The organism is Actinoplanes sp. NPDC089786 (genome assembly GCF_040684855.1).
GTDB lineage: Bacteria > Actinomycetota > Actinomycetes > Mycobacteriales > Micromonosporaceae > Actinoplanes.
In genome coordinates this window covers 13,481-39,776 of record NZ_JBFBGU010000039.1, presented here as the reverse complement: position 1 = coordinate 39,776, position 26,296 = coordinate 13,481, and the positions used below count along the sequence as shown (strand labels likewise).

The 26,296-nt window shown below is 70.6% G+C and carries 25 protein-coding genes and 1 pseudogene; 12 read left to right on the top strand and 14 right to left on the bottom strand.

The window, feature by feature from the left end:
* Window positions 1–1,361: pseudogene (locus AB0O15_RS45700) on the bottom strand (hypothetical protein); the annotation flags it as partial.
* Window positions 1,362–1,675: 314 nt separating this feature from the next.
* Between AB0O15_RS45700 and AB0O15_RS45695 the strand changes: the two are divergent.
* Window positions 1,676–2,581, top strand: a complete 906-nt coding sequence (locus AB0O15_RS45695; RefSeq protein WP_364333707.1) for an arginase family protein — start codon at window positions 1,676–1,678, stop codon at window positions 2,579–2,581.
* A gap of 17 nt (window positions 2,582–2,598) precedes the next feature.
* Here the strand turns inward: AB0O15_RS45695 and AB0O15_RS45690 are convergent, their stop codons facing one another.
* Window positions 2,599–3,393: a hypothetical protein gene (locus AB0O15_RS45690; protein WP_364333704.1), complete on the bottom strand. Its 795-nt coding sequence runs from the start codon at window positions 3,391–3,393 to the stop codon at window positions 2,599–2,601.
* A gap of 33 nt (window positions 3,394–3,426) precedes the next feature.
* On the opposite strand from AB0O15_RS45690, the gene AB0O15_RS45685 reads away from it, so the two are divergent.
* The 4 genes from AB0O15_RS45685 (at window position 3,427) to AB0O15_RS45670 (ending at window position 6,950) form a co-directional block, all read left to right on the top strand.
* On the top strand, window positions 3,427–3,576 hold the full coding sequence (locus tag AB0O15_RS45685) for a hypothetical protein (protein WP_364333701.1): 150 nt from the start codon (window positions 3,427–3,429) through the stop codon (window positions 3,574–3,576).
* 512 nt (window positions 3,577–4,088) lie between these two features.
* Entirely contained in the window at window positions 4,089–5,564 is a 1,476-nt protein-coding gene (locus AB0O15_RS45680) for a CocE/NonD family hydrolase (protein WP_364333698.1), read from the top strand.
* A gap of 20 nt (window positions 5,565–5,584) precedes the next feature.
* Window positions 5,585–6,358 carry a maleylpyruvate isomerase family mycothiol-dependent enzyme gene (locus tag AB0O15_RS45675; RefSeq protein ID WP_364333695.1) on the top strand — a complete coding sequence of 258 codons (774 nt, stop codon included), beginning with the start codon at window positions 5,585–5,587 and terminating at the stop codon, window positions 6,356–6,358.
* A 22-nt stretch (window positions 6,359–6,380) separates the two neighbouring features.
* Entirely contained in the window at window positions 6,381–6,950 is a 570-nt protein-coding gene (locus tag AB0O15_RS45670) for a DUF1349 domain-containing protein (protein WP_364333692.1), read from the top strand.
* Between the two features lie 96 nt (window positions 6,951–7,046).
* On the opposite strand, the gene AB0O15_RS45665 is transcribed toward AB0O15_RS45670, so the two are convergent.
* A complete protein-coding gene (locus AB0O15_RS45665) occupies window positions 7,047–7,181 on the bottom strand; it encodes a hypothetical protein (protein ID WP_364333689.1) in 135 nt (44 codons plus the stop codon).
* 128 nt (window positions 7,182–7,309) lie between these two features.
* Between AB0O15_RS45665 and AB0O15_RS45660 the strand changes: the two genes are divergently transcribed.
* Window positions 7,310–8,158 (top strand): hypothetical protein, encoded by an 849-nt coding sequence (locus AB0O15_RS45660; protein WP_364333686.1) that lies wholly within the window; start codon window positions 7,310–7,312, stop codon window positions 8,156–8,158.
* Window positions 8,159–8,202: 44 nt separating this feature from the next.
* On the opposite strand, the gene AB0O15_RS45655 is transcribed toward AB0O15_RS45660, so the two are convergent.
* The 7 genes from AB0O15_RS45655 to AB0O15_RS45625 all read right to left on the bottom strand — a co-directional run bounded on the left by AB0O15_RS45655 (window position 8,203) and on the right by AB0O15_RS45625 (window position 15,505).
* On the bottom strand, window positions 8,203–9,678 hold the full coding sequence (locus AB0O15_RS45655) for an aldehyde dehydrogenase (NADP(+)) (RefSeq protein ID WP_364333683.1): 1,476 nt from the start codon (window positions 9,676–9,678) through the stop codon (window positions 8,203–8,205).
* Window positions 9,679–9,757: 79 nt separating this feature from the next.
* On the bottom strand, window positions 9,758–10,615 hold the full coding sequence (locus AB0O15_RS45650) for a fumarylacetoacetate hydrolase family protein (protein ID WP_364333680.1): 858 nt from the start codon (window positions 10,613–10,615) through the stop codon (window positions 9,758–9,760).
* A 4-nt stretch (window positions 10,616–10,619) separates the two neighbouring features.
* The gene (locus AB0O15_RS45645) at window positions 10,620–11,594 is read right to left on the bottom strand and encodes a hypothetical protein (protein WP_364333677.1); all 975 of its coding nucleotides are present in this window, start codon (window positions 11,592–11,594) and stop codon (window positions 10,620–10,622) included.
* A gap of 67 nt (window positions 11,595–11,661) precedes the next feature.
* Entirely contained in the window at window positions 11,662–12,924 is a 1,263-nt protein-coding gene (larA, locus tag AB0O15_RS45640) for a nickel-dependent lactate racemase (RefSeq protein WP_364333674.1), read from the bottom strand.
* Window positions 12,917–13,858: an aldo/keto reductase gene (locus AB0O15_RS45635; RefSeq protein WP_364333671.1), complete on the bottom strand. Its 942-nt coding sequence runs from the start codon at window positions 13,856–13,858 to the stop codon at window positions 12,917–12,919. The genes larA and AB0O15_RS45635 overlap by 8 nt, the downstream gene beginning before the upstream one ends.
* Before the next feature lie 49 nt (window positions 13,859–13,907).
* The gene (locus tag AB0O15_RS45630) at window positions 13,908–14,675 is read right to left on the bottom strand and encodes an SDR family oxidoreductase (protein WP_364333668.1); all 768 of its coding nucleotides are present in this window, start codon (window positions 14,673–14,675) and stop codon (window positions 13,908–13,910) included.
* Window positions 14,672–15,505: a fumarylacetoacetate hydrolase family protein gene (locus tag AB0O15_RS45625; protein ID WP_364333665.1), complete on the bottom strand. Its 834-nt coding sequence runs from the start codon at window positions 15,503–15,505 to the stop codon at window positions 14,672–14,674. Before AB0O15_RS45625 ends, AB0O15_RS45630 begins: the two co-directional genes overlap by 4 nt.
* 46 nt (window positions 15,506–15,551) lie before the next feature.
* Here AB0O15_RS45625 and AB0O15_RS45620 point away from each other — a divergent pair, with 46 nt between their 5' ends.
* Window positions 15,552–16,283: a FadR/GntR family transcriptional regulator gene (locus tag AB0O15_RS45620; RefSeq protein ID WP_364333662.1), complete on the top strand. Its 732-nt coding sequence runs from the start codon at window positions 15,552–15,554 to the stop codon at window positions 16,281–16,283.
* Here the strand turns inward: AB0O15_RS45620 and AB0O15_RS45615 are convergent.
* The gene (locus AB0O15_RS45615) at window positions 16,246–16,941 is read right to left on the bottom strand and encodes a TetR-like C-terminal domain-containing protein (protein WP_364333659.1); all 696 of its coding nucleotides are present in this window, start codon (window positions 16,939–16,941) and stop codon (window positions 16,246–16,248) included. The two genes, AB0O15_RS45620 and AB0O15_RS45615, sit on opposite strands and share 38 nt — an antisense overlap.
* A gap of 41 nt (window positions 16,942–16,982) precedes the next feature.
* Between AB0O15_RS45615 and AB0O15_RS45610 the strand changes: the two genes are divergently transcribed.
* Window positions 16,983–18,341, top strand: coding sequence for an amidohydrolase family protein (locus AB0O15_RS45610; RefSeq protein WP_364333656.1), 1,359 nt, complete (start codon window positions 16,983–16,985; stop codon window positions 18,339–18,341).
* Window positions 18,342–18,480: 139 nt separating this feature from the next.
* On the opposite strand, the gene AB0O15_RS45605 is transcribed toward AB0O15_RS45610, so the two are convergent.
* Window positions 18,481–19,041, bottom strand: a complete 561-nt coding sequence (locus tag AB0O15_RS45605) for a TIGR03086 family metal-binding protein (RefSeq protein WP_364333654.1) — start codon at window positions 19,039–19,041, stop codon at window positions 18,481–18,483.
* Between the two features lie 271 nt (window positions 19,042–19,312).
* Here AB0O15_RS45605 and AB0O15_RS45600 point away from each other — a divergent pair, with 271 nt between their 5' ends.
* From AB0O15_RS45600 to AB0O15_RS45585, 4 genes are all read left to right on the top strand, one after another.
* A complete protein-coding gene (locus AB0O15_RS45600; protein ID WP_364333651.1) occupies window positions 19,313–20,155 on the top strand; it encodes an endo alpha-1,4 polygalactosaminidase in 843 nt (280 codons plus the stop codon).
* A 154-nt stretch (window positions 20,156–20,309) separates the two neighbouring features.
* Window positions 20,310–21,044, top strand: coding sequence for an NUDIX domain-containing protein (locus AB0O15_RS45595; protein ID WP_364333648.1), 735 nt, complete (start codon window positions 20,310–20,312; stop codon window positions 21,042–21,044).
* A complete protein-coding gene (locus AB0O15_RS45590; protein ID WP_364333645.1) occupies window positions 21,041–22,159 on the top strand; it encodes a 5'-methylthioadenosine/S-adenosylhomocysteine nucleosidase in 1,119 nt (372 codons plus the stop codon). Before AB0O15_RS45595 ends, AB0O15_RS45590 begins: the two co-directional genes overlap by 4 nt.
* Window positions 22,156–24,132 carry a hypothetical protein gene (locus tag AB0O15_RS45585; protein ID WP_364333642.1) on the top strand — a complete coding sequence of 659 codons (1,977 nt, stop codon included), beginning with the start codon at window positions 22,156–22,158 and terminating at the stop codon, window positions 24,130–24,132. Before AB0O15_RS45590 ends, AB0O15_RS45585 begins: the two co-directional genes overlap by 4 nt.
* Window positions 24,133–24,407: 275 nt before the next feature.
* Here AB0O15_RS45585 and AB0O15_RS45580 read toward each other — a convergent pair whose 3' ends face one another.
* Together AB0O15_RS45580 and AB0O15_RS45575 are read right to left on the bottom strand one after the other, a co-directional pair.
* A complete protein-coding gene (locus AB0O15_RS45580; RefSeq protein ID WP_364333639.1) occupies window positions 24,408–24,725 on the bottom strand; it encodes a hypothetical protein in 318 nt (105 codons plus the stop codon).
* Complete coding sequence (locus AB0O15_RS45575) at window positions 24,722–26,290, bottom strand: hypothetical protein (protein WP_364333637.1); 1,569 nt, start codon at window positions 26,288–26,290, stop codon at window positions 24,722–24,724. The genes AB0O15_RS45580 and AB0O15_RS45575 overlap by 4 nt, the downstream gene beginning before the upstream one ends.
* Between the last annotated feature and the right edge of the window lie 6 nt (window positions 26,291–26,296).

Here is a 26,296-nt window from a genome sequence, read left to right as displayed (position 1 = left end):
ACCGCGTTGTTCGCGGCAGCCTTCTGCCCGCGCATGGCTTCGACCGAGGTGGCGGCGCTGGCCTGGGCGCCTGCTTTAGCGTCGGCCAACGTCTGGTTCTCAGCCGCCCTCACCTGCCCGGGGGCGGTCGCGGCGTGCTGTTCGCCGGCTTTCTTCTCCTTGAGCGCCCCGGTGAACTCCGGCTCGTTGGATTTGGCGAGTTGTTCCTCGGTGACCTGAGCACCGGCCATCTCCTGATCAACCTGCGCCGGCCCGGCCGAGAAGTCCGTCGCGCTTGCGGGGGCCTTGTCCGGGACCGCGTTGGCCGGGTTCGGTGTCCCCGGGTTCGCCGGGGCCGGTTCCTTGGTCAACGGGGTGACCGGTTTCTCCTTAGCCTGGCTGGTGTCGGGGGCGGCCTTGGTGGTGGTCTCGATCTGCTTGGCCGACTGCTCCTTACCCTGACCAACCCGACCCTGGACCTGACCCTTGACCGCGTCGGCCTTACCGGAGTCACCGAAGCTGTCGGCCTCATCCAAATTCTTCGGCGCCTGGTCAGCGATGGCCTTGCTGACCGCGGCGATGAACGCCGCCTTGTCGAACGCCCCCGGCTGGGCCGCGTTCATCTTCTCCGCGTTCGCCGCCTTACCCTGCGCCTGCTTATCATCCGCCGGTGCCTTCGCCGCAGCCTGCGCGGCGTTCGCCTTCGACGCGGGCGGCGGGTGCGCGGCCAGGGTGTTCTGCTTACCTTTCACCTCCGACTTCAACGCCCCGAACTTCGGCGACGCCGCCGCCGGCGGCCGCGACAACCGCTGCACCGGCACCACAGCGGGCGCGGACGGTTCTGACAGGCGCTGCACCGGCACCGTTGTGGTGGCCGCGGTCGTGGGCGGCCGTGACAGGCGCTGGACCGGCGCGGTGTCCGCAGATAGAGAAAGAACGTTCTTTCTGGTTGTGTCCGTCTCGTGAACGAGTTCCGATTCGGCGGACTTCACCGGCACGACGTGCGCTGGTGTCGCGCTGTTCTGAGCGAGCCACTGCACCCGCACGGCCTCGGCTTTGGTGTCCACATGGGACTGGCGCTGCAGCGGGAGCTCGGGCGCCGAGCCCTGATCGGCTTCGGCTGAGCTCGTTCCGGCGACGGTCGTTCCGGCGACGGCGGTTCCGGCGACGGCGGTCTGTGATGCGGTGACGGGGCCGGTTGCTGAGGCGGGGGAGGCGGTGGCCGTGGGTGAGGCTGCGGTGGGGGAGGTGGGTTTGCGGCGCTGGGCGATCATGCCGGCCAGGGCCCGGTTGCCGGCCGCGGACTGGAGGCGTTGAGCAGCGGCCACGCCGAACGGCCGGGCCGAGGGCGCGCGGCGGGCCCCGGTCGCGGTGTCGGCCACCGTGTCTTCGCTCTGGTGCGGCGCTGACGGACGGCGGTGTTCCGGCTCGTGATCCTCGGCTTTGTCTTTCAACGAACCCCCGCACCCCGACAAAGACGTTGCCGAATCCACCATGCCCGCGGCAGGACGCGAGATCACCGACCTCCGAACCGAACCGGGGGCAGCAGATGTTGCCCGAAAGGGCACGAGAGCTTCGCTCGGCGGAGGCGGCGAACGAGCTTGCCGATGTCCCGCCCGGCACCTTGATCGACAGGAAAGGCCCTGGCTGTGCTTGCCGCTTGTTCGAGCTCCCGCGCCGCCAGCATCATGGTCCGATGTTGTTGAGGTGGCCGGGCGCGGTGGATCTGATCGGCGTGTGCTTCGACGGTTCGGGACGGCCCGCCGGTCAAGCGCAGGCGGCCTCCGCTCTCCGCGAGGCCGGACTGACCGAGGCCCTGCCCGGCGCGGCCATGACGGCGGACGTCACCGCGCCCGAGCCCGACCCGGGCCGGGGCGCCGGCGGGTTCGCGAACGAGGCCGCGCTCCTGATCATGGTCGAGGGCGTCTACCAACGCGTCCGCGACTCGCTCGCCGGGGACCGCTTCCCACTGCTCTACGGCGGTGACTGCGCTGTCCTGCTCGGCGCCCTCCCCGCCTTGCGCGACCAGCAGGGCGCCGCCGGCCTGCTCCTCCTCGACGCTCACGAGGACGCGACCACCATGACCTGCTCCCCGGACGGCGAGGCCGCCAACATGGAGATCGCACTATTGCTCGGGCTCACCGGCCAGAACGCCCCCGAGCCGATGCGACGTCGCCTGCCCGCCCTCGACCCCGACGCCATCGTCATGCTCGGTCAACGCGACGACCGCTACCGCGAGGCGATCGCTGCCCCCTCGATCGCCGACCGCGTCCGCCTGCACGCCGCGCACGACGTCCACGGGCAGACCGCCCACCTGGCTGACGAGGCCACCGACCACCTCGACCGGACCACACCGGGCTGGTGGCTCCACATCGACCTCGATGTCCTGCGGGGCGACAACTTCCCGGCCTGCGCCGCCGCCAACGACCCGGCCATGCCCGGCGGCCTCACCTGGGACGAGCTCACGACCATCGTCCGCCGGGCCCTGCGCAGCCCGAAGTGCCGAGGCCTGGGCGTCGGCGTCTACAACACCGACCTGGACCCCGACCGGCGAGCGGCCCACCGCATCGCGCGATTTCTCGGCGAACTAGCCGACCACTGACCCCGACCGCAGCATCCTCATGACCGTGCCGGGCCGAGGATCTTCTGCAGCCCGGCCTGTAGCTGACGCCGGCCAGATGTCGTCACCGCCAACCGGAGCCGGAGCCAACCGTCGGCGTCGTGAATCTCCAACGTGTCGGCGGCCGCATCGGTGAACCGCAGAGCCAGCTCGTCGTCGGACATCGCCCAGTCACACAGACCGGCCGCTACCACGCAGTGGGCGGGCTCGAAGCTCACGGTGTGGGGCTCATCCTCGTCGTCGGGCTCGTACTGGATGATGATTCCCCGACCGGCGCCATCGGCGTGTTCAGCCGCCCAGACCGAGAAGATGCCGGCAACCAGCCCCGAACCGGCCAGCCGCAGCGTGGTCGGCGGCCCATCGGTGCACCACGGACAGTCGACCGGCTCCGGTTCCGGCAGTACCGGAACCGCCCATATCCCGTCGGTGAGCCCGAATTTGCCCTGCCAGGCGCCGTCCTCGTCCTCCCAGGCGTGCACGGTTCGTCGGCGTGGGCCCCGGTGCACCTGGTAGATCAGGCCATCGACGTCCACGTCACCGCAGTACGTCGCGCTGCCGTGCCCGGACCGGGTGTCCATCGGCGTGATCGTGTAGCCGCCCCGGCCGGCGAGGAAGGACCAGTGCTCGACCGCCTCGCGGCGGCCTGCCTCGCCATCCGCCGGCGCGTCCGACCGTACGTCGAACAGCAGTGTTGCCGGGTCTGGCAGGCGAGCCAGCTCGGTCAGTTCCTCGAAGGTAGGCATCGTCGCGAATGATAAGTATCCGGATCGGTGACCGAAGGCCCAGGCCACCATTCGGGGGAGCTCCTGTTCCCAGAATGCGTCGCCGTGGGAGCCGCGGCGGACGGTCAGGATGACGTCCCCGCCCCCGTCGCGCCGGGCGAGGCGCCGAAGACCGCGGTTCAGTCGACGATGCGGGCCCAGGACGACAAGGTCAGGGGTGCGGCGCCGAACTGCTCGTCCATCCAGGCGACGTAGGCCGCGGCGTTTTCGGTCGGGGGAACATGCGGCCGTACGGAAACCTGCTCGTCCGTGCTCGGGCTCCGGGGTCGCGGCGCCTGGCTGGCGTAAGTCGTGCCCCGGCCCGGTCGCGTTGCGGCTGCTGGTAACGGTTCAGGCAGCGCGGCGCGGATGTTGTGGCGTGATCTTGCCACGGCTGGCCTCTCGGCCGCGTCTTCCATTGCGGACAGCTCTGGCCTTTGGTGGAGGACTCATGCGATACGCAGTTGTGGCCGCCGTGCTGGCGGTCGGCATCGGGATGCCGGCCTGGGCGGCCGACGAGCCGGCGACGATCGTGGTGCGGGACGGCGCGACCCAGCCGGTGTTCGACTACGCGCAGGCGATCAACGAGGAGATCTGGGTCGAGGTTCCGCTGGACAGCGACGGGGACGGGGCCCGGGACCGCGTACACCTGGATGTCACCCGGCCGGGCGAGACCGAGACCGCGGGCCTCAAGTCGGGGGCGCTGATGATCGCCACGCCGTACATGGGTGATTTTGTGGACGCGCCGTACCACTCGGTGGAGGTCGATCGGCTTCCTCAGGAAGGGAAACGGGAGACGAATAAGGCGCTTAGCGCGGCCCGCGCGGGGGACGACGAGGAGGGCTATCCGGAGGAAGGGCTCTGGGAGTACTTCGTCCGGCGGGGGGTACGCCATGATCACGATGGAGAGCCTGGGCACCGCGCGTTCCACCGGCTGCCCGGACGCCGGCGGCCCGCACGAGGCGGCCGCGACCCGCGCGGTGATCGACTGGCTCGGCGGCTCGGGGCGGGCCTACGACGCGGCCGGGCGGGTGGTCTCGGCGCACTGGTCGGCGCACGCCGTCGGGATGTACGGCGTCTCGTACAACGGCACTCTGCCGTTGGCCGCCGCCGTGACCGGGCGCTCGGCGCTGAAGACCGTGATTCCGATGTCGGCGGTCTCCAGCTGGTACGACGAGTACCGCGCCAACGGCCTGGTGGTGGCGCCGTACACCTGGCAGGGCGAGGACGCCGACATCCACGCCCGGATCATTCTGTCCCGTACGCATCCGGAGGTCTGCGCGGCCGCCATCGACCGGCTGACCCGTGAGCAGGACCGGGTCACCGGCGACTACTCCGCGTTCTGGGCGTCGCGTGACTACGCGTCCAAGGCCGGCAACATCGAGGCCAGCGTGTTCATCGTGCAGGGCCTGCGCGACTGGAACGTCAAGACCAAGCAGGGCACCCAGCTGTGGGACGCGCTCGGCCGGCACGGCGTCGACCGCAAGCTGTGGCTCTACGACGGCGACCACGGATCGGCGAACGCGCCGCAGTTCTTCCCCGCGATGCGCCGCTGGATCGACCACTACATCTACGACGTGGACAGCGGCATCGAGGACGAGGCGGCGGTCACCTTCGAGGACGCCGACGCCGCCGTGGTCGAGACCGCCTCGGCCTGGCCGGTCCCCGGTTCGGCGCCGGCCACGTTGCCGCTTGCGGTGGGCCGTCCGCGTACGGACACCTTCGTCGACAACGGCCGTGACGTGGTCGCCGAGGAACTGCTGGAGCCGTCCGGCCACTCCCTGGCCTACCTCTCGCCGGCGTTGCGGTCGCCGGCCCGGCTCAGCGGCACGCCGCGGGTCACGCTCGACGTCAGCGTCGACAACCGGACCGCCGCCAACCTGACCGCGCTGCTGGTCGACTACGGCCCCGCCGGCACGGACCCGGTGATCGTGACGCGCGGCTGGACCGACCCGCAGAACCGCGGATCGCTCACCCGCTCGTCGCCGGTCACGCCGGGGAAGACCTACCGGCTGGGCTGGGACATGCAGCCGCAGGACCACACCTTCGCGCCCAGCCACCGCCTCGGCGTCGTGGTGCTCTCCACCGACTACGATTACACGCTGCGGCCGTTGCCCGGCACGCAGATTTCGGTACGGCCAACCAGCAGCACCATCCGGCTGCCGATGGTCGGGGGTCGTGCCGCGCTGAACTTCCACGCGTAGCGAAGACGGGGCGTGAGATCGTGCTCGAGGCCGACCGGTACTTCCTGGAGTTCGAGCACGAAACGGCCGTACTGGCCGGGCTGGCCCGCGACGCCGGCGGCGACCGTCCGATCCCGACCTGCCCCGGCTGGACGATGGAGCAGCTGGTCGGGCATGTCGGCCGCGGTCACCGGTGGGCGGCCGAGATCATCCGGCGGCGTCTGCCGGCGCCGATCCCGATGCCCGAGGTGGTCGTGCCGGCCGGCCCGGACGCGCGGGGCGAGTGGCTGGTCGAGGGGGGCCGGCTGCTCGCCGACGCGGTGCGGGCCGTCGGGCCGGAACAGCCGGTGTGGACGTGGCAGAAGGACCGGTCGGCGGGCTTCTGGCTGCGACGAATGCTCCACGACGAGGTGATCCATCGCTTCGACGCCGAGCTGGCTCTGGGCATCGAGGGTGACCTGGCGGCCGATCTCGCCGCTGACGGCGTGTCCGACGTGCTGGACACCGCGGCGGCACTGTCCGGTCCGGACCTCGGGGTGCCGAGCGCTTTCACCGGCCTGGCCGGCGACGGTGAGTCGCTGCTGTTCGTCGCCACCGACGACGACCTCGGGCCGGGTCGCGAGTGGTCGGTCACCCGCGGCCCGGCCGGGGTCACCTGGCGGTACGGCCGGCACGAGACGCAGGTCACCGTACGCGGGCCGGCCCTTCAGCTGTTGCTTCTGCTCAATCGACGGCTGCCGGCGGGTACGGCGGACGTGGAGATCGCCGGCGACCAGGAACTCTTCGCGCATTGGTGGTCGAACAGCAGGTTCTGAGGGCGGCGCATAGGCTGGCGCGATGGCGACATCGATGTCCTGGCTCAACGAGCCGCCGGAGTGGTCCGATGAGGACGGCGTGATCCGGGTGGTCACGGGCCTCAAGACGGACTTCTGGCGCGAAACCTTCTACGGCTATGTCACCGACAACGGGCACTTCTACCGGCGCCCGGTGACCGGTGACTTCACCGCCGAGGTGGTGGTGGCGGCCGGGCACTCGACGCTGTTCGATCAGGCCGGGCTGATGCTGCGGGCCGACGCGCGGTCGTGGCTGAAGACGGGGCTTGAGGTCACGTCCGGCGCCGTGCAGCTGAGCACGGTGCTCACCCGGGGGGAGTCCGACCTGTCGGTGGTGCCGGTGCCCGGGTACGACGGCGAGCTGACGCTCCGGCTGACCCGCTTCGGCTCGGCGGTGTGTGTGCACCGCGGCACAGGGGACGGCTCGTGGCAGCTGGTCCGGCTCGGCCACCTGGATCTGCCCGAGACGGTCGACGTCGGGGTCATGTGCTGTTCGCCGGAACGGGCCGGGCTGGATGTCACGTTCCGCGAGTTCCGGATCGGCGAGCCGATCTCCCGGGACGGCCTCGAGTAGCGCGCCCGGGCCGACAGCAGCGCGCCAGAGCGCCGACAGCGGCGCGGCCGGGCCGAACAGTAACGCGGCCGGGCCGGCCCAGGAAGAACGGCCGGGTCAGCGGCCGGTCGACGGGATGGTCGACTGGTGGCCCTTCTGCTCGTCGCGCTTCACGCGCTTCACGGCCTGCTTCTCCTTGATCGTCTTGCCCTTCTTCTTGACGTTCGCCTTGGTCGTCGAGTCCTTGGACATGATCGAACCTCCCGGAAACGGTCGGGCAATCGATGACAATCGGTGCGGCATGCTGACCCTACGCTCCTTTACGCCCGCACGATGGACGGATGAGGGCGGCCGGGGCGGCCCGTGAGACGATTCGGACCATGGGAAATCAGCGTGCGGCCGGCGACATCGATGCGCGGGTCGCCCTCGCGCAGGACCGCACGACCGGCCCGGACGAGCTTCACGAGCTCGCCTCCGACCCGTCGGTCCTGGTCCGCGCCGCGGTTGCGGCCCGGCCCGATGCTCCGGCCACGGCCCTACGGCCGCTGGCCCGAGATCGTGATCGCACGGTCCGGGAGGCGGTCGCGAGGAACCCCGCCACCTCGCAGGGGAACCTGCTGCGCCTGGTGACCGACACCGATCGGCGGGTGCGCTGGGCGGTCGCGGCCAACCCGGCCTGTGACGCCCGGGTGCGGCAGGTGATGGTGACGGCCCAGGACAAGGAGCTGCGCGGCCTGCTGGCCGAGATGCCCGAGCTGGAGCCCGAGCTGGCGGCGGTCCTCGTCGGCGACGCCTCGCCCGAGGTCCGGGAGCGGCTCGCCCGCCACACCTACGACACCGACACCATCGCGGCGCTGCTACGCGACCGCACTGTCCGGGTGCGTAAGGGTCTCGCCATCAACGAGCAGACCACCGCCGAGCAGCGGCACCTCCTGGCCGAGGACTCCTCGCCCGACGTCCGGGCCACGCTGGTGCGGGCGGTGGAGCTGGCCGAGGCCGATCTGCGGGCGCTGCTGACCGACCGGTCGGCGGAGGTGCGCCGCTCGATGGCCATGTCCGAGGTCACCCCGGAGCACATCCGGCGGGAGCTGGAGAACGACGCCGACGAGACGGTGGCGGACGAAGCTCGCCGGCACCACAGGGCGCCGGCGCCGGCCCCGCGCGCCGGTCACCGTCGTGCCCTCGGCACGCGCTTCCCGGGCCGGGCCGGCGGCCGGACCGCGCAGTAGAACGGCCGGACCGCCCGGTAGAACGGGCGGGAGGGCGAAGGGCGTCAGGCGGGCTCGCGGCGGGGGATGTGCCACGGGTTGGCCGCCTGGAGCGCCGGGGGCAGCAGGTCGTCCGGCAGCGACTGGAAGGTCACCGGGCGCAGCCAGCGGCGGATCGCGGTGGCGCCGACCGAGGTGTGGGCCGAGTTGGTCGTCGACGGCCACGGGCCGCCGTGGGACATCGCCCAGGAGACGGCCACGCCGGTGGGCCAGCCGTTCCAGACGACCCGACCGGCCCGGTCGGCCAGGATCGACAGCAGCCGGGGCAGCGGGAACGGGTCGCCGGGCTCGCCGTGCACGGTCGCGGTCAGCGAACCCTCGATCGTGGACAGGGCCGCGAACAGGTCGTCCTCGCCCTTGTACTCGACGATCAGCGCGGCCGGGCCGAAGTGCTCGTCGGTCAGTTCGGCGTCGAACGCGTCGGTGCTCGTGGTGAAGAGCTGGGCCGACGCCCAGGAACCGCCGGCCGGGGCGTCCGGGCCGGAGGCGAGCAGGGAGACCCGTTCCGACAGCTCGGTGAGGCCCGAGGCCAGCTGGGAGGCGATGCGGGCGTTGAGCATCGGCGCCGGCTCGACGGCGGCCACCGCCGACTGCAGGGCCGGGCCGAGGCCGTGGCCGGCGGGCAGGAAGAGCAGGCCGGGCTTGGTGCAGAACTGGCCGGTGCCCAGGGTGAAGGAGCCGACGAAACCGGTCACGATCTCGTCGGGGCGGGCGGCCACCGCGGCCGGGGTGACCACGGTGGGGTTGATGCTGCCCAGCTCGCCGAAGAACGGGATCGGGTCGGGCCGGGACGACGCCACGTCGAACAGGAACCGGCCGCCGGTGGTCGAACCGGTGAAGCCGGCGGCCTTGACGCGGGGATCCTTCAGGGCGGTGACGCCCTCGTCGTCGCCGAAGATGATGCCGAAGACGCCCGCGGGCAGGCCGGCGTCGGCGACCGCCCGGGACGCCAGCGAGGCGACCTCGGCCGACAGCCCGGGATGGGAGCCGTGCGCCTTGACCAGCACCGGAGCGCCGGCGGCGAGGGCGGACGCGGTGTCGCCGCCGAGGACGCTGAAGGCGAACGGGAAGTTGCTGGCCGCGTACACCAGGACCGGGCCGACCGGCTCCAGCATCCGGGCCAGGACCGGCCTCGGCGGGGTCGCGCCCGGGTCGGCGTCCTCGAGGATCGCCTCCAGGTAGGCGCCCTCGGTCACCACCGACGCGAACAGGCGCAGCTGGGCGCTGGTGCGGGCCAGCTCGCCGGTCAGGCGGGCCGACGGCAGCCCGGACTCGGCCATCGCCAGCGGGACGAGGTCGCCGGCGGCCGCGTCCAACCGGTCGGCCAGCCGGGTCAGCAGCTCCGCGCGTACCCCAGGAGTCGTGGCCTTGAACGCGCCGAAGGCGTCGGCGGCGGCCGCGAGCAGGGGCTCGGGGGGAGTGGGAGGCACCGCGGAGCCGACCGGGGAGCCGGTACGCGGATCGATGCCCTGGATGCTCACGGCGTTCTCCGAAGGTAGGCGGGTTCGACGTTCATCCCACCGTACGACCCCGGCCGCGTCCCCACCTCACGGGCCGGCTTCACGAGCGGCCGCGTAGCAGTGACGACGCGTCGACCACGGGGTTGGTGAGCGTGCCGATCCCATCGATGGTGACCGCGACCGAGTCGCCGGCGGTCAGCGTGAAGTCGAGCTCCGGCACGATCCCGGTGCCGGTGGTGAGGACCGCGCCCTCCGGGAGGTCGTACTGCCGGTAGAGGTAGCCGACCAGGTCGTCGAGGCGCCGGTGGAGCATCGCGGTCGAGGTCTCGGCCGACCACACCTCGTCGTCGCCGCGGCGGACCGAGGCGGCGATGGCCAGCTCGTACGGGTCCGGGACCTCCCAGGCCGGGCGGATGCCCGGGCCCAGCGCGCAGGCGCCCGCGTAGATCTTGGCCTGGGGCAGGTAGAGCGGGTTCTCGCCCTCGATCGACCGGGAGGACACGTCGTCACAGACGGTGTAGCCGACGATCGTGCCGTCCGCGGCCGCCACCACGGCCAGTTCGGGCTCGGGGACGTCGACGGCCGAGTCGGTGCGGATGCCGATCGGCTCGCCGGGGCCGGACACCCGCCAGGCCACGCTCTTGAGGAACAGCTCGGGACGGTCGGCGGCGTAGACCCGGGCGTACACGTCGGCGACCTCGCTCTCCTCCTGTCGTGCCTCGCTGGACCGCTCGTAGGTGACGCCGGCCGCCCACACCTCGGTCCGCCCGTCGACCGGGGCCAGCAGCCGCACCTCGGCGGTCTCGGCCGGGCCGGCGGCGGCCTCCTCGACGGCCCCGCGGAAGTCACCCGCGAGCAGTTCGGCCAGCGTGGACGCCGACGCGCGCCGGACCAGACCGTCGTCCGTGCGTACCCCGACCAAGGTCTGTCCCCGGACCTCGTACCTGATGACCAGCATGTTCCTACCTCCAAGGAGAAGACGTGAGCAGACGGCTGAGCTCGGCGGCGGCCTTGTCCGGGTCGAGGCCGGCCGTGACCGCCTCGCGGACGATCTCCGAACCGGCGTCCTGCACCGCGATCCAGCCGCCGTGCCGGGGCCGGATCTGGGCCTGCGCGAGTGAGCGGACGGTCGGCCGGCCCCGCCAGTACGCGGCGACGGCCGGCTGCCCGCCGTGCGCCGGCACGAAGTCGCTCTGCACCTCGGGGGCGAGGAACGAGCGGACCCAGGCGCGCACCTCGTCGCGCCGGGTGGTCAGGGCCGACACGGCCAGGCCGGCGCCGCCGAGCACGCCGCGCAGGTCAGGGGCGTCGGCCCAGGCGAGGTGGGAGTAGCTGGTGTACTGGTAGGCCAGCGGGCAGTAGGCGATCGCGCCGGCGTCCAGCGCGTCGTGCAGGTCGATCGGGTTGCCCAGCGACACGGCCTGGTCGACGTGCGGCCACAGGTCGCGGAGCAGGCGCAGCGAGGCGGCGTCGCGGGGCATCGCCAGCCACATCAGCATCGCGTGCGGCCCGCCCAGGCAGAGCGCGCTCGGCACGGTCCGCACCGCGCCGAGCACGTCGGCCCAGCGCTGCGGCACCCCGTCCACCCGGTCCGGCCGATACACGCTGACCTGGGTGGCGGCGTCGATCGGCAGCGCCCACTGCCGGCCCGACACGGTGTAGCTCTCCCAGGTCCGGCCGATCGTCGCGGTGCGCCACCGGGCCAGCTCGGACGGCGCGAACAGGTCGTTCATCGGGAGCAGGGCGCCGTCCGCGATCGCCGCGCCCAGCCCGGGATGGTCGATCACCATCAGGTCGTGGGTGGCCGCCGGCTCGCGCAGCGGCCGCGCCTCGAACGCTTCGAGCGGCTGCGCGTCCCAGGTCACCCCGCCCCCGAAGGCGCGCAGGGGCGCGTACCCCCGAGGGTGGTCCCAGGTCATCCCGCGCAGCTCGGTCACGGGCGGCATCCCACGACTTCGTCGGTCAAGCCGATCACACCCCCTACGGTACGGACGGCCGGCGTGTTCACCTCGACCGCACGTACGGGATCGTCTGTGGCCCTTCCGGCAGCACACAGATGCGGGCGTCCGGGCCCTCGGCCGCCACGGCGGCGGCGATGTCCGGTACGGCGTAGAGGTGCGCGGTGCGCAGCTCGGCGTCGGTGAGACCCTCGGTGTGCACGCCGACGCGGGCGTGGCACAGGATCCGGGCCAGGATCTGCACCTGCCACTGATCGGGCACGGTCTCGGTCCGGGCCTCGATCTCCTCGAGGATCGCCGAGGGGGTCGGCGCCGAGGCGAGCACGGAGCGGAACGACCCGTAGTCCGGGAAGCCGTCCTCGCACCGGGCCGCACAGATGATCAGGCCGCCGGGCCGCACCACGGTCATCGCGGCCGACATGCCCTTCACCGCCTGGTAGAGGTTCTGGTCGAGCGGGAAGCCGGCGTTCGTGGTGACCACCACGTCGAACAGGCCGTCCACCGGGCGCATGGACATCTCTCGCACCGCCGCGCGCGCGGCCTTGTGCATCGGCAGGATATCTCCGCCGTACGCGGTCACGATGTGTTGCTCGCGATTGAGCACCACGTCGAACGCGAAGTCGACCCCCGTTCCGGCGGCTATCGCGCGTACATCATCGTGAACGGGGTTGCCTTCGCACACGCCCCAGATCGCCTTGGCGTCACCGATCCGCCGCGCGTCATGCAGGGTGAGCACCGTCTCCAGCCGGGCCAGCCCCGGCGCCACCAGTTTGGGGCCGCCGCTGAAGCCGGCGAAGAAGTGCGGCTCGACGAAGCCGGTGGTGATCCGGATGTCGGCGTCCAGCCAGTGCTTGTTGAGCCAGACCGGGACGCCGTCGCCGTACACGCCGCACCATCGGGTCTGCTCGGGGTCGCGGCCGTCGTGGTTGATCACGCGCATCGTGTCGGCGTGGACGCCGAGCATCTCGCGCAGCTCGGCGCCGGTGTTGCCGCGATGGGTGCCGGTGGCGACCAGCAGGGTGATGGCGTCCCGGTCGATCTCGTCGCCGAGCTCGGCCAGCAGCGCGGTGATCATCTGCTCGCGGGGCTGCGGCCGGGTCACGTCGCACAGCGACACCGCCACCGTCTGGCCCCGGCGCACCCGATCACGCAGCGGGGGACCGGCCACCGGCTTGCGCAGCGCGTCGGCCAGCACGGCGGCGGGGTCGACCGCGGCCGGGTGCTCGACCGGGGTGATCACGGTGGTGCGCTCGGCGGGCAGGTCGACGGTCAGCCCGGTTCTTCCGTACGCGAGCCTGATCTCAGCCATCGAGCGCCGACCAGGTCGACTCCTCGATCGGAGCGGCCAGCCGCGCCAGCGTGTCGTTCACCCGTTCGGCGCTGCTCATGCCGCACACCACGGCCTTGACCTGGGGGCTGCGCAGCGGGAACTGCAGCGCGGCGTCCGGCAGCCGCACGCCGTCCTTCGCGCAGACGTCGGCCAGCTCGTTCGCCCGGGCCAGCAGCTCGGGCGGGGCCGGCGCGTAGTTGAACAGCGCGCCCTGCGGCGGCCGGTCCTTCGAGAGCAGACCCGAGTTGTACGGAGCGGCGTCCACGATGGACACGCCTTTCTCGGCGGCCGCCGCGAGCAGCGGGGCGCCCGACCGGTCCAGCAGCGTCCACCGGCCGGCCAGCATGATGACGTCGATGTCGGTCTCGCGGACCATCCGCAGCGGCGCCTCCCACTGGTTCATGCCGGCCCCGACCGCGCCGATCACACCCTGGTCGCGCAGCTCGATCAGGGCCGGGATGGCCTCGGCGATCGCCTGGTCGACGAAGTCGTCGGGGTCGTGCACGTAGACGATGTCGATCCGGTCCAGGCCCAGGCGTTCCAGGCTGTCGTCGATGCTGCGGCGTACGCCGTCGCGGCTGAAGTCCCACTGCCGCACCAGATCGTCGGCGACCTCGAACCCGTCGTCGTCGGTGCCCTGCGGCGACGGGTTGGGGACCAGCAGGCGGCCGACCTTGGTGGACAGGACGTACTCGTCCCGCGGGCGCCGGGCCAGGCCCTTGCCCAGGCGTCGTTCGGAGAGGCCCAGCCCGTAGTGCGGGGCGGTGTCGAAGTAGCGGATGCCGCCGGCCCAGGCGGCGTCGATCGCGGCCAGCGACTGCTCCTCGCCGGTGGCGCGGTGCAGGTTGCCCACCGAGGCGCCGCCGAAGCCCAGCTCGGTGACGTTGATGCCGTTGACGGACCGGACCTTCATGGCAAGCACTCCTTCATGACCGGGCACTCCTTCATGACCGGGCACTCCTTCATGACCGGGGCCGGAGGCGGAGCCCGGCCATGCCACCGTCGACCGCGATCTCCGCGCCGGTCGTGGACCCCGCTCCGGGCGAGGCGAGATAGACCGCGGCATGCGCCACCTCCTCCGCTGAGACCAGCCGCCCATGCGGCTGGCGGGCCTCCAGCGCGGCCCGTTCCGCCGCCGGATCGTCGGCCGCGTCGAGCAGCCGCCCGACCCACGGCGTGTCGGCGGTGCCGGGGTTCACCGCGTTGACCCGGATCCCGTCGGCCATCCCGTCCGCGGCCATCGCCCGGGTCAGCGCCGACACCGCGCCCTTGCTGGCCGAGTAGACCGCCCGCTGCGGCAGGCCGGCCGTCGACGCGATCGAGGAGGTGTTGACCACGGCGGCGTGCGGGGAGGCCCGCAAGAAGGGCCAGGCCGCGCGGGAGACGCGGGCGGTGCCGACCACGTTGACGTCGAGGACGCTGTGCCACTCGTCGTCGGTCGCGTCGGCCACGCTGCCCTGCGCCCCGATGCCGGCGTTGTTGACCAGGAGGTCCAGCCCGCCGAGCTGGCCGGCCGCGGCGCTCACGGCCGCGCGTACCCCGGCATCGTCGGTGACATCGGCCGAGACGAAGCCGATCGTCTCCGGCAGGCCGGAGGGGCGGTCCTTGGCGCGGTCGAGCACCACCACACGGGCGCCCTCCGCGGTGAACGCGATGGCGATCGCCAGTCCGATGCCGGAGGCGCCGCCGGTGACCAGCGCCCGCAATCCGTCGAGGGAGGCCACGGTCACGCGTCCCGGAACGTCTGGCGCTGCCGGCCGAGGCCGTCGATCTCGAGCTCGACGACGTCGCCGTGGCGCAGGAAGGGCTGGTCCTTGCGGCCCATCGCCACCCCGGCCGGCGTCCCGGTGTTGATCACGTCGCCCGGGTAGAGGGTCATGAACTGGCTGAGGTAGTGCACGAGGTGGCGTACGCCGAAGATCATGTTCTTGGTCGTGCCGTCCTGGCGGAGCTCGCCGTTGACCCAGAGCCGGGCGCCGAGCTGCTGCGGGTCGGCGATCTCGTCGGCGGTGGCGATCCACGGCCCGAACGGGTTGAACGTCTCGCAGTTCTTGCCCTTGTCCCACTGCCCGCCGCGCTCGATCTGGAATTCGCGCTCGCTGACGTCGTTGCTGATCGCGTAGCCGGCGATGTGGGCGTCGGCGTCGGCCGGGGAGTCGAGGTAGCGGGCGGTCGAGCCGATCACCACGGCCAGCTCGACCTCGTAGTCGGTCTTGGCCGAGCGGCGCGGGATCAGCACGTCGTCGGCCGGGCCGACCACGGTGTCCGGCGCCTTCATGAACAAGATCGGCTCGGGCGGCGGGGTGGCCCCGGTCTCGGCCGCGTGGTCGGCGTAGTTGAGGCCGATGCAGACGATCTTGCCGATGCCGGCCAGCGGCGGCCCGAACGCCTCCGGTTCGTCGATCGCCGGGAGGCCGGCGCCGCGGATGCCGCCCAGGAAGTCGGGGGACAGCACGTCGGGGGTGATCGCGTTGGTGAGCGGCCGCAGGTCACGCCATTGGCCCTCGACGCGGACCACGGGGACGGACTGGCCGCCGACACGGCTGTGTGCGAGATGCATACCAGGGATGACATCATACATATGATGTGTACGGAAGGGAGTCTCCGTGAGCGCACCGATCAACCTGTCGGCGGTGGTCCCGCGCAGCCGCGGTGACCGGCTCGGCACGGCCGTCGTCGAGGCTCTGGTCGACGACATCGTGAGCGGGCGGCTGCGGCCCGGCGAGGCGCTGCCCACCGAGTCCGAGATCGGGGATCACTTCGGGGTCTCACGTACGGTCGTGCGCGAGTCGGCCAAGCTCCTGCAGGACAAGGGGCTGGTCGACATCCGCCGGGGGGTGGGTACGGTGGTTCGCTCGCCGGCCGCCTGGGACATGATCGACGACGTGGTGCTGTCGGCGCTCGTGCGCAATGACGAGACGCAGGGTGTTCTGGACGAGTTGGTGGCGGTGCGGGCGTCGCTGGAGCGGGACATGGCGGAGGCGGCGGCTTCGCTGCGTACCCCTGATGATCTGTCGGAAATTTCGGACAAGTTAGCCGCGATGGAAAGCCTGACCACCGACCTGGCCGCGTTCGCTTTCACCGACACGCAGTTTCATGACGTCGTGATGACCGCCTCCGGCAACCGCCTCGGCCGTGCGATCGTCACCAGCATCCACGACAAGGCGCGTACGACCGGCCGCTACCAGGGCACCACGACCGCGGCGCATATCGCCCTCACCTTGGACGAGCATCGCGCTGTTCTGGCCGCTCTGACGGCGGGCGACGGTGACGCCGCCGGAAGGCTGATGTACGAGCACATCACCGGCTCGTGGTCGCGCCGCCGCCCGCCGACCTGAGCAGCGGCAGCAGAACCTCGTCGACCACGGCCACCACCTCGTCCTCACCCACGGTGTCGGACCGCCACGCCTCGACCAGCAGCATGCGCGGCCCCACCTCGGCGGCCCGGGCGGTGACCCGCTCGGGAACGGCCTCACCGCGCTCGGCCGCCGCCCGCATCACCTGCATCAACACCTCGTGCGCGGGCCGGATCACCGACCGCCACACCTGGTCGAACAACTCCGGATGCCGGTTCCGCTGGGCGATCAGCGGGCGCAGGGCACAGCCGCGCGGTTCGTCGAGCGCGCGCACGAGCTGGGTGAGCAGGGCGATCAGGTCGTCCCGCAGATTTCCGGTACGCGGGGGAGCCGGCGCCTCGCCGAAACCGGTGCCCGGGTCGGTGAGCGCGGCCAGCACCAGTTCGGCCGGGGTCGACCAGCGCCGGTAGAGCGCCGCCTTGCCGGTGCCCGCCGCCGTGGCGATCCGGTCGAAGGACAGCTCGGCGAAGCTCGCCCGGGCCAGCTCCTCGAGCGTGGTGAGGAAGATCGCCTCGGTCAGTGCCGTTCCGCGGCGTCGGCTGGCTGCCGTTCCGCGGCGTCGGCTGGCTGCCGTTCCGTGTCGTTGGCTGGCTCCGGATTCTGGGCGGCTGGCTCCGGTTCCGTGGCGGCTCGCTACCATAGTGAACAATATTGTTCCTTAAGTCGCTGGGAGGCGCAACCATGGACCACCTCGCCGACGTCGCCGTGGTCGACCCCCGGGACGGCTCGATCACCCCGCACCAGGACATCCATTTCTCCGCCGGCCGGATCGCCTCGATCGGGTCCACCGCGTCGCCGGGTGGTGGCCGGACCCGCTTCGTCGTGCCCGGTTTCGTCGACATGCACGCGCACCCGCTCAACCTGGCCGACCCCACGCCCGCGCTGCGCCTGATGCTCTCGTTCGGCATCACCGGCTACCGCCAGATGAGCGGCACGCCGGCTCTGCTCCGGAACCGCCCCGCCGCCGACTCCCGGTCGCCGGGGTTGCTGGCCACGCCCGGTTCCGTCCTCACGCCGATCAACGCGGGCACGCCGGCCCAGGCCGCCGCCGAGGTCCGCCGCCAGGCCGCCGCCGGCGCCGACTTCATCAAGGTGGCCGTGGCGACCCCGGTTGTCTACGCCGCGATCCAGGCCGAAGCCGACCGCGCCGGCCTGCCCGTCGTCGGCCACCTGCCGACCGGCATCGACGTCCGCGAGGCGCGGTACCGCTCGATCGAACACCTGGGCCCCGGCCTGGGCCTGCTGGCCGGTTGTTCCGACCACGAGGACCATCTGCGTACGGCCACCGCCGGCGCCCCGCTGAAGGCCCCGCCGTTCCCCATCCCGTTCGCCGGCCGGATCGCCGAGATCCTGATCCGCCGCATCGTCCTCAACCCAACCCAGCTGACCACCCCCGCCATGCTCGACTCGACCCGCGAGGCCATCGACACCTTCACCGAGGACAAGGCCCGGGCCCTGGCCCGCCACTTCGCCGCCACCGAGACCTGGAACTGCCCCACCCTGATCCGCGTCAAGGCCCAGCAACTCTGCGCCGACCCGGTCTTCCCGTCCGACCCCGACCTGCGCTACGCAACCGCCAAGGAGCGCAAGGCCTGGACCGCCGCGGCCAAAGCCTTCCGCCGCAAGTTCGACGAGTCTCAGCGGGCGGTCTTCGCCGAGCAGTTCGCCCTCCAGCTACGCATGGTCAAGATCCTCGACGAGGAGGGCGCCCCGCTGCTGGCCGGCACCGACGCGGTCGGCGCCGCCTGGGTGGTGCCCGGCGCCTCCCTCCACGACGAGTTCGACCTCCTGTCCGAAGCGGGCCTGACCCCGCTGCGCATCCTCCAGACCGCCACCGTCGACCCGGCCCGCTTCCTGCACCGCGAGGACGTTTCCGGCACGGTCGACCCCGGAAAGGAGGCCGACCTGGTCCTCCTGTCCGCCGACCCCACCGCCGCAGCGACCAACCTCCACCAGCTGATCGGCGTGATCCGAGCCGGCCGCCACTACTCCACCGACGACCTCAATCCATTGAGGAACAGCAACACCGCGGCGGCGTGACCGTGGGCGGGGTGAGCCGACAGCGGCGAGGCTCAATGTGATGATCCAAGGATGCCAACGAATGGGTGGACCGCGCTGCCGGATGGTCTCTCCGTGCCCGGCCGCCTGACCAACCCGGCAAACGTTGGTGGTCAGGGCGCTAGACGGCTCGGCCGGTCAGCGAGAGAAGTTGGACGAGAGGGTCGTTGCTGTCGGTGTGGATGGGCGGGTCGACGATGCCCAGGCCGTCCCAGCGTCCGACGTTGACGCGGGCGTAGGCCAGGCAGAGCTCGACGGCCTGCGGGTCGAACGAGACGGGCTGGGCGATGCCGCGGGCCAGGTCCCATTCGTGGATGGTCAGGTCGACGAGCATCTGGTCCGCGTAGGTGGTCAGCGGAGCCTCGCCGAACGAGAAACGGTAGGTTCCCGACAGGTCAGTGTGGAGCCAGGCCTTCCGGGACCGCTCTGCCGCCTGTTCCCAGGCATTCATCGGATCGTCGCCGAGCAGATCGCCGTCATAGCGGTCGCCGACTTCCTCCAAGGGTTCGCCAGCGAGGATGTGCGGTGCCCAAAGATGCTCGCCGACCAGGTGGTTGACCAGGTCGCGCACTGTCCACTCGGTGCACGGCGTCGGGTCGTTCCAGGCGCCGACGGGCACCTTGAGCACCCGGGCGCCGAACCGGTCGATGGCCCCGGGAATAAGGTTCAGAGCAGTGGCCATAGCGCGACATTACGACTTCAGGGGCCGTTCTGGGCTGCCCACGCCCGGATCTTGCCCTGATGCGCAGAGAGGTTGTCCGGCGTGTCATCCAACACCGCGAACGTTTGTGGTCAGGGCACCAGCCGGTCGTACGGAATCGCTATCTAGATATTGATCTTCTTCATTGACAGCGATGATTAGAATGGGCGGTGACGCGATCGAGCCCACCAGATCGCCAGGGCGGTTCCGGCTGCCCGAGGCGGGGCAGATCCCCTGACCATCGGAGAGTTCCGTGGCCATCGCATCACGTCGTGTTCTCGCGCTCGCGCTGGGCGCACTTCTCACCACCGGGCTGTTCGCCTCGACGGCCGAAGCCCAGGAGACCCAGGCCGGGGTGTCCCGGGTCGCCGCCGTCACCCCGCCGGCGGCGAACGCCAAGTTCGACTACCAGATCGGCGGGGCGTACACGCCGCCCTCCGGGGTGACCGTGGTCAGCCGCGACCGGCAGGACGACCCGGCGTCCGGCATCTACAACATCTGCTACGTCAACGCGTTCCAGACCCAGCCGATCCAGTCCGAGATCGACATGTGGCGGGCGAAGGGGCTGACCCTGAAGGACTCCCGCGGCAAGGAGGTCGTGGACGGGCAGTGGGACGAGATCCTGCTCGACATCACCACCGACGCCAAGCGGCGGGCCGTCGCCGCAGTGGTGAACGGCTGGATCGACGGCTGCGCGGCCGACGGCTTCAAGGCCGTCGAGCCGGACAACCTCGACTCGTTCAGCCGCTCGCAGAACCTGATCGACGAGCAGGACGCCATCGCGTACATCTCCCTGCTGATCTCGCACGCCCACAGCAAGGGCCTGGCCATCGCTCAGAAGAACACCATCGGTGACCTCGGCGACGGTGGCATCGGCACCGCGGGCCGCGACGCCGGCCTCGACTTCGCGGTGGCCGAGGAGTGCGGCCGCTACTCGGAGTGCGGCGGCTACCAGGCGCTGTACGGCAACCGCGTGATCGTCATCGAGTACACCACCAGCGGCTTCAACAAGGCCTGCACGGCCGTCGGCGCCTCGGTGTCCGTCGTCCGGCGTGACACGGCCGTCAGCCCGAACGGGCCCTACCAGGCCTGCTGATCGAGTTCGCCTCAGGCCCGCACGGGATTTCCAATTCCGGCGCGGGCCTGATCCTTTTGACCTTCGAGGCTGTAGCCGGTTCCGCGAGTCTCGCCACGGATTGGCACGCCCACGCCCTTCCTGTCAAATTGACAATAAAGCTAGCCTCGAATCCATGGATGCCGATCAGTGGGTGCCGCCAAGCGTTCTCGTGGCGGTGGACCTGGTCATCTTCACCTTGCGTGACTCCCGGCTGCAGTTGCTTCTGGTCGAACGTGGCGTAGAGCCGTTTCGCGGGGCGCGGGCGCTGCCGGGCGGCTTCCTCGGCCACGTCGATGAGGGGCTGATCGACGCGGCGCAACGAGAACTGGCGGAGGAGGCCGGTCTCGTTGCCGATGAGGTTCAGCTCGAGCAACTGGGGGTCTACGGCACGCCAGGACGTGACCCACGCGGCCGAGTCATTTCCGTCGCATACCTGGCGATCGTTCCGCGGCTTCCTGCGCCCGTCGCAGGTACCGATGCGGCCAACGCCTGGTGGGTTCCAGTCGAGCATGCCTTGACGTCAGACGTGTCCTTGGCTTTCGACCATCTACAGATCATCACCGACGGCCTGGAACGGGCGCGGGTGAGGCTCGAACAATCGTCGCTGGCTACCGCATTCTGTGGCCCGTTGTTCACGATCTCCGAGCTCCAGGAGGTCTACGAGGCGGTGTGGGGCGTCCGGCTCGACCCACGCAACTTCTATCGGAAGGTCCAAAGCGTCGCGGGATTCATCGTTCCTGCCGGTCCTACGCGCAAGACCGACTCTGGGCGCCCGGCCCGGCTGTTCCGGCCTGGTCCGACTCAAGCGCTGAATCCCCCGATGAGCCGGCCCACTGATGCCGCTCACAGCGGGAGGACTGCTACATGAGTGACGGACACATCGTGGTTCTGACGGCTCTCAACCTGGAGTACGAGGCCGTCCATAAGCGAATCGTCGATCCGCACGTCCAGTGGCACCCAGCAGGCACACGCTTCGAGACTGGGCGGCTCGGCCGGGGCGGCTGTCAGGTGGCGCTGGCGCTCGTCGGCAAGGGGAACCATCCCGCGGCGGTACTCGCCGAACGGGCCATCAGCGAGTTCGCCCCCTCGGCGGTGATCTTCGTCGGCGTGGCCGGTGCGCTGTGGCCGAACATCAAGCTTGGCGACGTGGTGGTCGCCTCGCAGATCTACGCGTATCACGGCGGGACGAGCGAGAACGACGGGTTGAAAGCGCGACCGCGCACTTGGGAGACCTCACACCAGGCCGCGCAGATGATCCAGCACCTGATCCGTACGGAGGCCTGGATCGCCCCATCGCGAACGAGCCGGCCGCATGCCCATTTCGGCCCGATCGCCGCCGGTGAAGTCGTCCAGGACTCGGCGCTGTCGGCTCATGCCCATTGGATCCGGCAACACTACAACGATGCCTTGGCGATCGAGATGGAGGCGGCGGGAGTCGCCCAGGCCGGCCATTTGAACCGGTCTCTCCCGATCGTCGTCGTTCGAGGAATCAGCGATCGTGCGGATGGCAGCAAGAGCACGTCCGATTCACAGAACTGGCAGGTCCAGGCCGCCCGGAACGCGGCCGAATTCGCGGCCGCGCTCGCGCCGCAGCTGGCTGAGGGTTCTTCGTCGCGAAAGGCGGGAGAGATGGCGACAGGCGCCATGTACACCAACATCGCCGGCGGCAACGCGCGGGTAGGTATCCAAGCAGGGCAGATACACGGCGGTGTAGTGATCGGCCGCAACGTCGAGGCACCGCCCGATGTCGATGCAGCGATCTCCGAGCTGCGGAGTCTGCTGAAAGAGGCGCACCATGGCGGGAAGCTCGACCGACCCACCTACGCGGCCGCTCAGGGCGAACTCGACATCGCGCAGGAGAATCGCACGGATCGAAGCCGAGTCGTGCTGGCACTGAAGCGGTTCCGAGGCCTTGTCGCCGACATCGCGGAGGTAGCGAAGGTTGCCGGAGCGATCATTGCCGGCCTGCAAGGCTTGTCATGACGTCCGAGGCGTACACCAACGTGGCTTCAGGTGACGCGGAGATCGGTGTCCAGGCCAACGTCGTCCACGGCGACATCACCGTCTATCAGGTAGCTCCGGACGCCTCCCCGCAGGCGGTGTTTCGTGTCGGGGTCAACCGGCTCAACGCACGGATGCCGGACGAAGCACGGCATCTAATCGAGACTGCGGTGGCTCGCGGCTACGAGACCGATGAGGTTCGCTTCTACCGGCTGCTGGCGTTGTTGAGTGGCCGCACCCTCCGGCAGCTCGGCAACGACGGGCTCGACAGCCTCGCGGCGATCTGCGCGCGCCTGACCCGTTTGGATGGCGGCGATCCGTGGACGGCCGGTTTGCGAGCCGTCCTCGCTTTGGTCACATCCCTGGGCGCGGCCGACTCCGCTCTCGTTGACAAAGAGCTCGGAGGCCTGCCCCAGATTCAGCGCGACCTCATCGTCGACCATCTCGCCGTGCTGCTGGAGGGCCCGGTGGAGGACGAGATGTGGCGGCAATCGGTGCAGCTCGCCGCCGGGCGGCGAACGGCGGGGGATCGAGCCGCTCGTGTCTGGACCTTCTTCCAGCCCGTTCCGGCCGGTCCACGAGCACGAATCCCCAGGCCTGCTGTGTACCAGCGGGATGACGTGTTGTGGACCGTGTTCGGCCTCTTTGCGCTGGTGTTCACGGTCGGAAACTTGATCTCAGCGCTCATCCGGCGGGGTGACGCCGCCCCAGTCCTAGGATTTCTGATCGCGATGGCCGGTACTGCGGCATTCGTTCGGTACGGCTCAGACTGGCATTTTCGTCGGCAACGCACGCGGCTCAAGGACCAGGAACTTCACTCCTGGGCGCACCCGGAGGCGCCACCACAGGGTTTCGCTCGCGGCGTGGATCGGCTCTTCACTCGTTATTTCGATCGCTACGTGCCGCGCGGGACCGACCCCACCGCTTGGATCACGAACACAGCGGGAATCCGCCAGCGGCTGCGGGACGAGGTTGTCGAGATCTACCGGGAAGAGCGCATCGGCGCCGATCAGGTCGCCTGGCTCGTCCGATATCTGGTCAGCGACGTTCGGCTGCGCTGGGAGCGGGCGACACTCCTGTCCTATCGGGAGGAGCTCCGGACTTCGGCGAGAGTGAAGCTGATCTGTCTGTCCGGGGTGGCGGCGATTGTGGGAGGGGGTCTCCTTGTCGTGGCCACCGCGGGCGGCGCCGGTGCGCTTAACGGAGTGCTGGTAGTGGTCGCGGGGTGGGTGGCGCTGCGAGGAGCGTTCCGCCTCGACAGTGAGCGCCGGCGGGTCGGCGCGGACGAGGCGGAGTACCAAGCCGCTTTCTCGGATCGTCAGGCGGCCTACCACCGATGGGTACGGAAACTGAGTGTCAAGCCGTCCGATCGTGAGATGGCCGACTGGCTGGAATCGGACCGGCGTCTGATGGTCGACGAGGCGATGCGGCACTACCGGATCAACGCCAGTCAGATTATCGCGCACGCTGTCATCGAGGGACCTGCGTCCGGTGTGAGGCGTGCTCGGGTCAAACATGGTCCGTGGCGCTACTCGCGGTATCAGATCGTTCTGTTCCTGCTCACCAAGGACGGCGTTCGTCAGGTAAATGCCCACCTCGACTTCGAACACATCTCCGAACAGACGACTCAGCGGCTGAACTACCGTTTCGACGCGGTCGCCGCGGTCCGCATTGACGGGATTGCCACCCAGCGTCAGACCTTCGAACTCACACTGGTCAATGGGGCTCCCATCCTGGTACCGGTGACGGATGCGATCGGGGAGATCGAAGCGGGCGAGGACCCGCTGAAGCTGTCGAGAGTGTCGCTGGACGCGTCCGGTCTGCCCCGGACTCTCGAGGTTCTCGAAGGCATCGCCGCCGAGGGCAAGGAGTGGATCATCCACCAGCGCGAGAGCAGCGCGACCCACCTGGCCGACCTCAGGCACATCGTTCGCGACCTGATCTCCGAACGATGATGGGACTGGGACGAGAGCCGACCAAGGCAATTCAACAACCTGAGCCGTGTACGCCAAACCGGCGCCGAACCCCAGCAGAAGTGCCGGCCCGGTCGTGCCGTTCAGGGCAGCCATCGCCAGCGGGATGAAGGCGGCGCCCCTGTTGCCGCTCGTGATGACGTCCGTGGCGACGTGGACGTGCGGCGGGCAGGCACAAGGCCCGTGCGGCCGACTGATTTCGGGCCCGCGCCGGGGCGAACGATCCGGTGCGGGCCCGCTCATCTCCTTGGCGCGGCTCAGCCGCCGAAGGCCTGCCGGACGGCGTTGACGGCTTCCACCACGGCCGGGACGGGCGCCGCGAGCAGCGCCAGTTGGTCGAGCCGGTGCTTCAGGACCTCTGATCCGGCGCCGGTCGTGCGGGCCTCGCGGACGGCGAGCGTGGCGCTCTGTGCCTCGGGTGGCAACTGCTCGGCGTGCTTGTCAAGGGCGTCGTCCAGCAGCGCCCAGGTGACCGGGCTCGCGTTGATCGAGGCGCCGGGGCCGACGGCCTGGTTGCCGACGTGGCTGACTCCGCCGGACTGGTGGACTCCGTAGTTGATGTGCGGTTCGGTCATCGCTGACCTCCTGAGGTCGCGGCGGCCGGGCGTGCTGTCGCCCGATCGGTACCGGCGCGGGCGCCCGTACCTACCGACTGGTTGGTAACGACGGACAGGCCGCCGGACTGGATGATGCCCTGGTTGAGGATCGTGGTCTGGCGGGTACGGAATTCGGCGGTGTCCACGCCGCGCTCGTCGAGGAAACCGAGAATGCTGGCGAGGACGTGCCGTTCGACGATCTTCAGGTGCTTCGCGGTGTCGAGCAGCTGGAAGTAGTTGTGGTAGTCCATCGGGTCGACGGCCAGCTCACGCGGGCTGAGCAGAGCGCCGTAGTTGTGGCCGGCGTCCTCCCGGGCCTCCCGCAACAGGCGGGTCCGGCGGCGGCCGGCGCCCAGCCGCCGGGCCATGTCGCCGATCAGGCGGAACGGCGCGCCCAGGGCGGTCAGCAGCAGTTGCTGCGCGGCGCGGTCGGCGAGTTCCAGCAGCGCTCCGAAGCTCAGCTGCTCGGGGAGCCGGTCCACCTCGTGATAGCGGCGGCGTACGGGTTCCAGCACCGAGCGGGCGCACTCCAGATAGAGCAGCCGGCCGTCGGTGGAGAAATGCAGGAAGGTGCTCGCCGCCACCTCGCCGCCCCAGGAGGGCACCAGGGCGCACAGGTAGTGCCGGGCGGCGCCTTCCGGGCGCCGGGCGATCGCCTCGATCTCGGCGTCGGTCAGGTGCTGGCGCGGGGCGGCGCCGCGGTCCGGCAGGAAGCGGCGGTCGTCGGTGAGCTGGTCCCCGCTGACGAACACGCGGTCCTGGAGAACCAGGTCGGGGAGCAGGTCGTCGGTGGCCGGCCGGCCGGGTACGGACGACGTCGTGCCGATGGCGGACAGGCGCTTACGGACGCAGTCGATCAGGTCGATGACGTCGATGGAGATGGTGGCGTCCCGGTTCGCCGCCTCGGCGGAGTCCGGGATCGGCAGCAGGGGCAGGGCGAACGACCAGCCGGTGACCGCCGTGCCATAGCCGATGAACGGCGCGTACCCGCCGTACACGCTGACGTTGTTGATCTGGTCCTGGCTCTCGGCCGGGCGGAAGGTGCCGCGGCGCAGCCGGGTGACCACGGTGCGGCGGGTGGCGAGCAGGCTGATCAGCAGGATGACATGCGCCACGACGCCGGCCAGCAGCGCTATCGGAGGCGAACCGGTCAGCCAGGACGTCTCGGAGCCGAACGACAGGTTCAGTGTGATCATCAAGGTGATGGCCGCCATGGTCGTCAGCGAGGCCAGGGCCTGCAGCGCCGACGGGCGGACCTTGCGGCGTGTGACGACCATGCCGCTGGTGGCCATGATCGCGCCGGCGATCAGCGTCCACATCGGAGAGAGAGCGAAGGCGATGCCGCCGGCCAGGGTCAGCCAGATGTCCCGGCGGACCCGGCGCCGGCGCGTGGCCAGACAGAACTCCACGACCACGGCCGGATCGAAGCGGACCGACGGGGCGGCGGCTCGTAACTCGTCGTCCCGGACCTCGGCCAGGACCCGGTCGGCGAAGGACGCGTCGACCGTGGCCGCGACACACAGATAGCGCGTGGCGTCGCTCAAGCGCGA

Bases quoted from the DNA above. Each gene is read 5' to 3' on its own strand.
- AB0O15_RS45635 (WP_364333671.1), bottom strand. From the start codon at position 13,858: ATGAAGGTCCGGTCCGTCAACGGCATCAACGTCACCGAGCTGGGCTTC.
- AB0O15_RS45625 (WP_364333665.1), bottom strand. From the start codon at position 15,505: ATGCATCTCGCACACAGCCGTGTCGGCGGCCAGTCCGTCCCCGTGGTC.
- AB0O15_RS45585 (WP_364333642.1), top strand. From the start codon at position 22,156: ATGACGTCCGAGGCGTACACCAACGTGGCTTCAGGTGACGCGGAGATC.
- AB0O15_RS45690 (WP_364333704.1), bottom strand. From the start codon at position 3,393: ATGGTGGCCTGGGCCTTCGGTCACCGATCCGGATACTTATCATTCGCG.
- AB0O15_RS45695 (WP_364333707.1), top strand. From the start codon at position 1,676: ATGTTGTTGAGGTGGCCGGGCGCGGTGGATCTGATCGGCGTGTGCTTC.
- larA (WP_364333674.1), bottom strand. From the start codon at position 12,924: ATGGCTGAGATCAGGCTCGCGTACGGAAGAACCGGGCTGACCGTCGAC.
- AB0O15_RS45595 (WP_364333648.1), top strand. From the start codon at position 20,310: ATGGATGCCGATCAGTGGGTGCCGCCAAGCGTTCTCGTGGCGGTGGAC.
- AB0O15_RS45665 (WP_364333689.1), bottom strand. From the start codon at position 7,181: ATGTCCAAGGACTCGACGACCAAGGCGAACGTCAAGAAGAAGGGCAAG.
- AB0O15_RS45590 (WP_364333645.1), top strand. From the start codon at position 21,041: ATGAGTGACGGACACATCGTGGTTCTGACGGCTCTCAACCTGGAGTAC.
- AB0O15_RS45670 (WP_364333692.1), top strand. From the start codon at position 6,381: ATGGCGACATCGATGTCCTGGCTCAACGAGCCGCCGGAGTGGTCCGAT.
- AB0O15_RS45650 (WP_364333680.1), bottom strand. From the start codon at position 10,615: ATGCTGGTCATCAGGTACGAGGTCCGGGGACAGACCTTGGTCGGGGTA.
- AB0O15_RS45580 (WP_364333639.1), bottom strand. From the start codon at position 24,725: ATGACCGAACCGCACATCAACTACGGAGTCCACCAGTCCGGCGGAGTC.
- AB0O15_RS45660 (WP_364333686.1), top strand. From the start codon at position 7,310: ATGGGAAATCAGCGTGCGGCCGGCGACATCGATGCGCGGGTCGCCCTC.
- AB0O15_RS45605 (WP_364333654.1), bottom strand. From the start codon at position 19,041: ATGGCCACTGCTCTGAACCTTATTCCCGGGGCCATCGACCGGTTCGGC.
- AB0O15_RS45610 (WP_364333656.1), top strand. From the start codon at position 16,983: ATGGACCACCTCGCCGACGTCGCCGTGGTCGACCCCCGGGACGGCTCG.
- AB0O15_RS45615 (WP_364333659.1), bottom strand. From the start codon at position 16,941: ATGGTAGCGAGCCGCCACGGAACCGGAGCCAGCCGCCCAGAATCCGGA.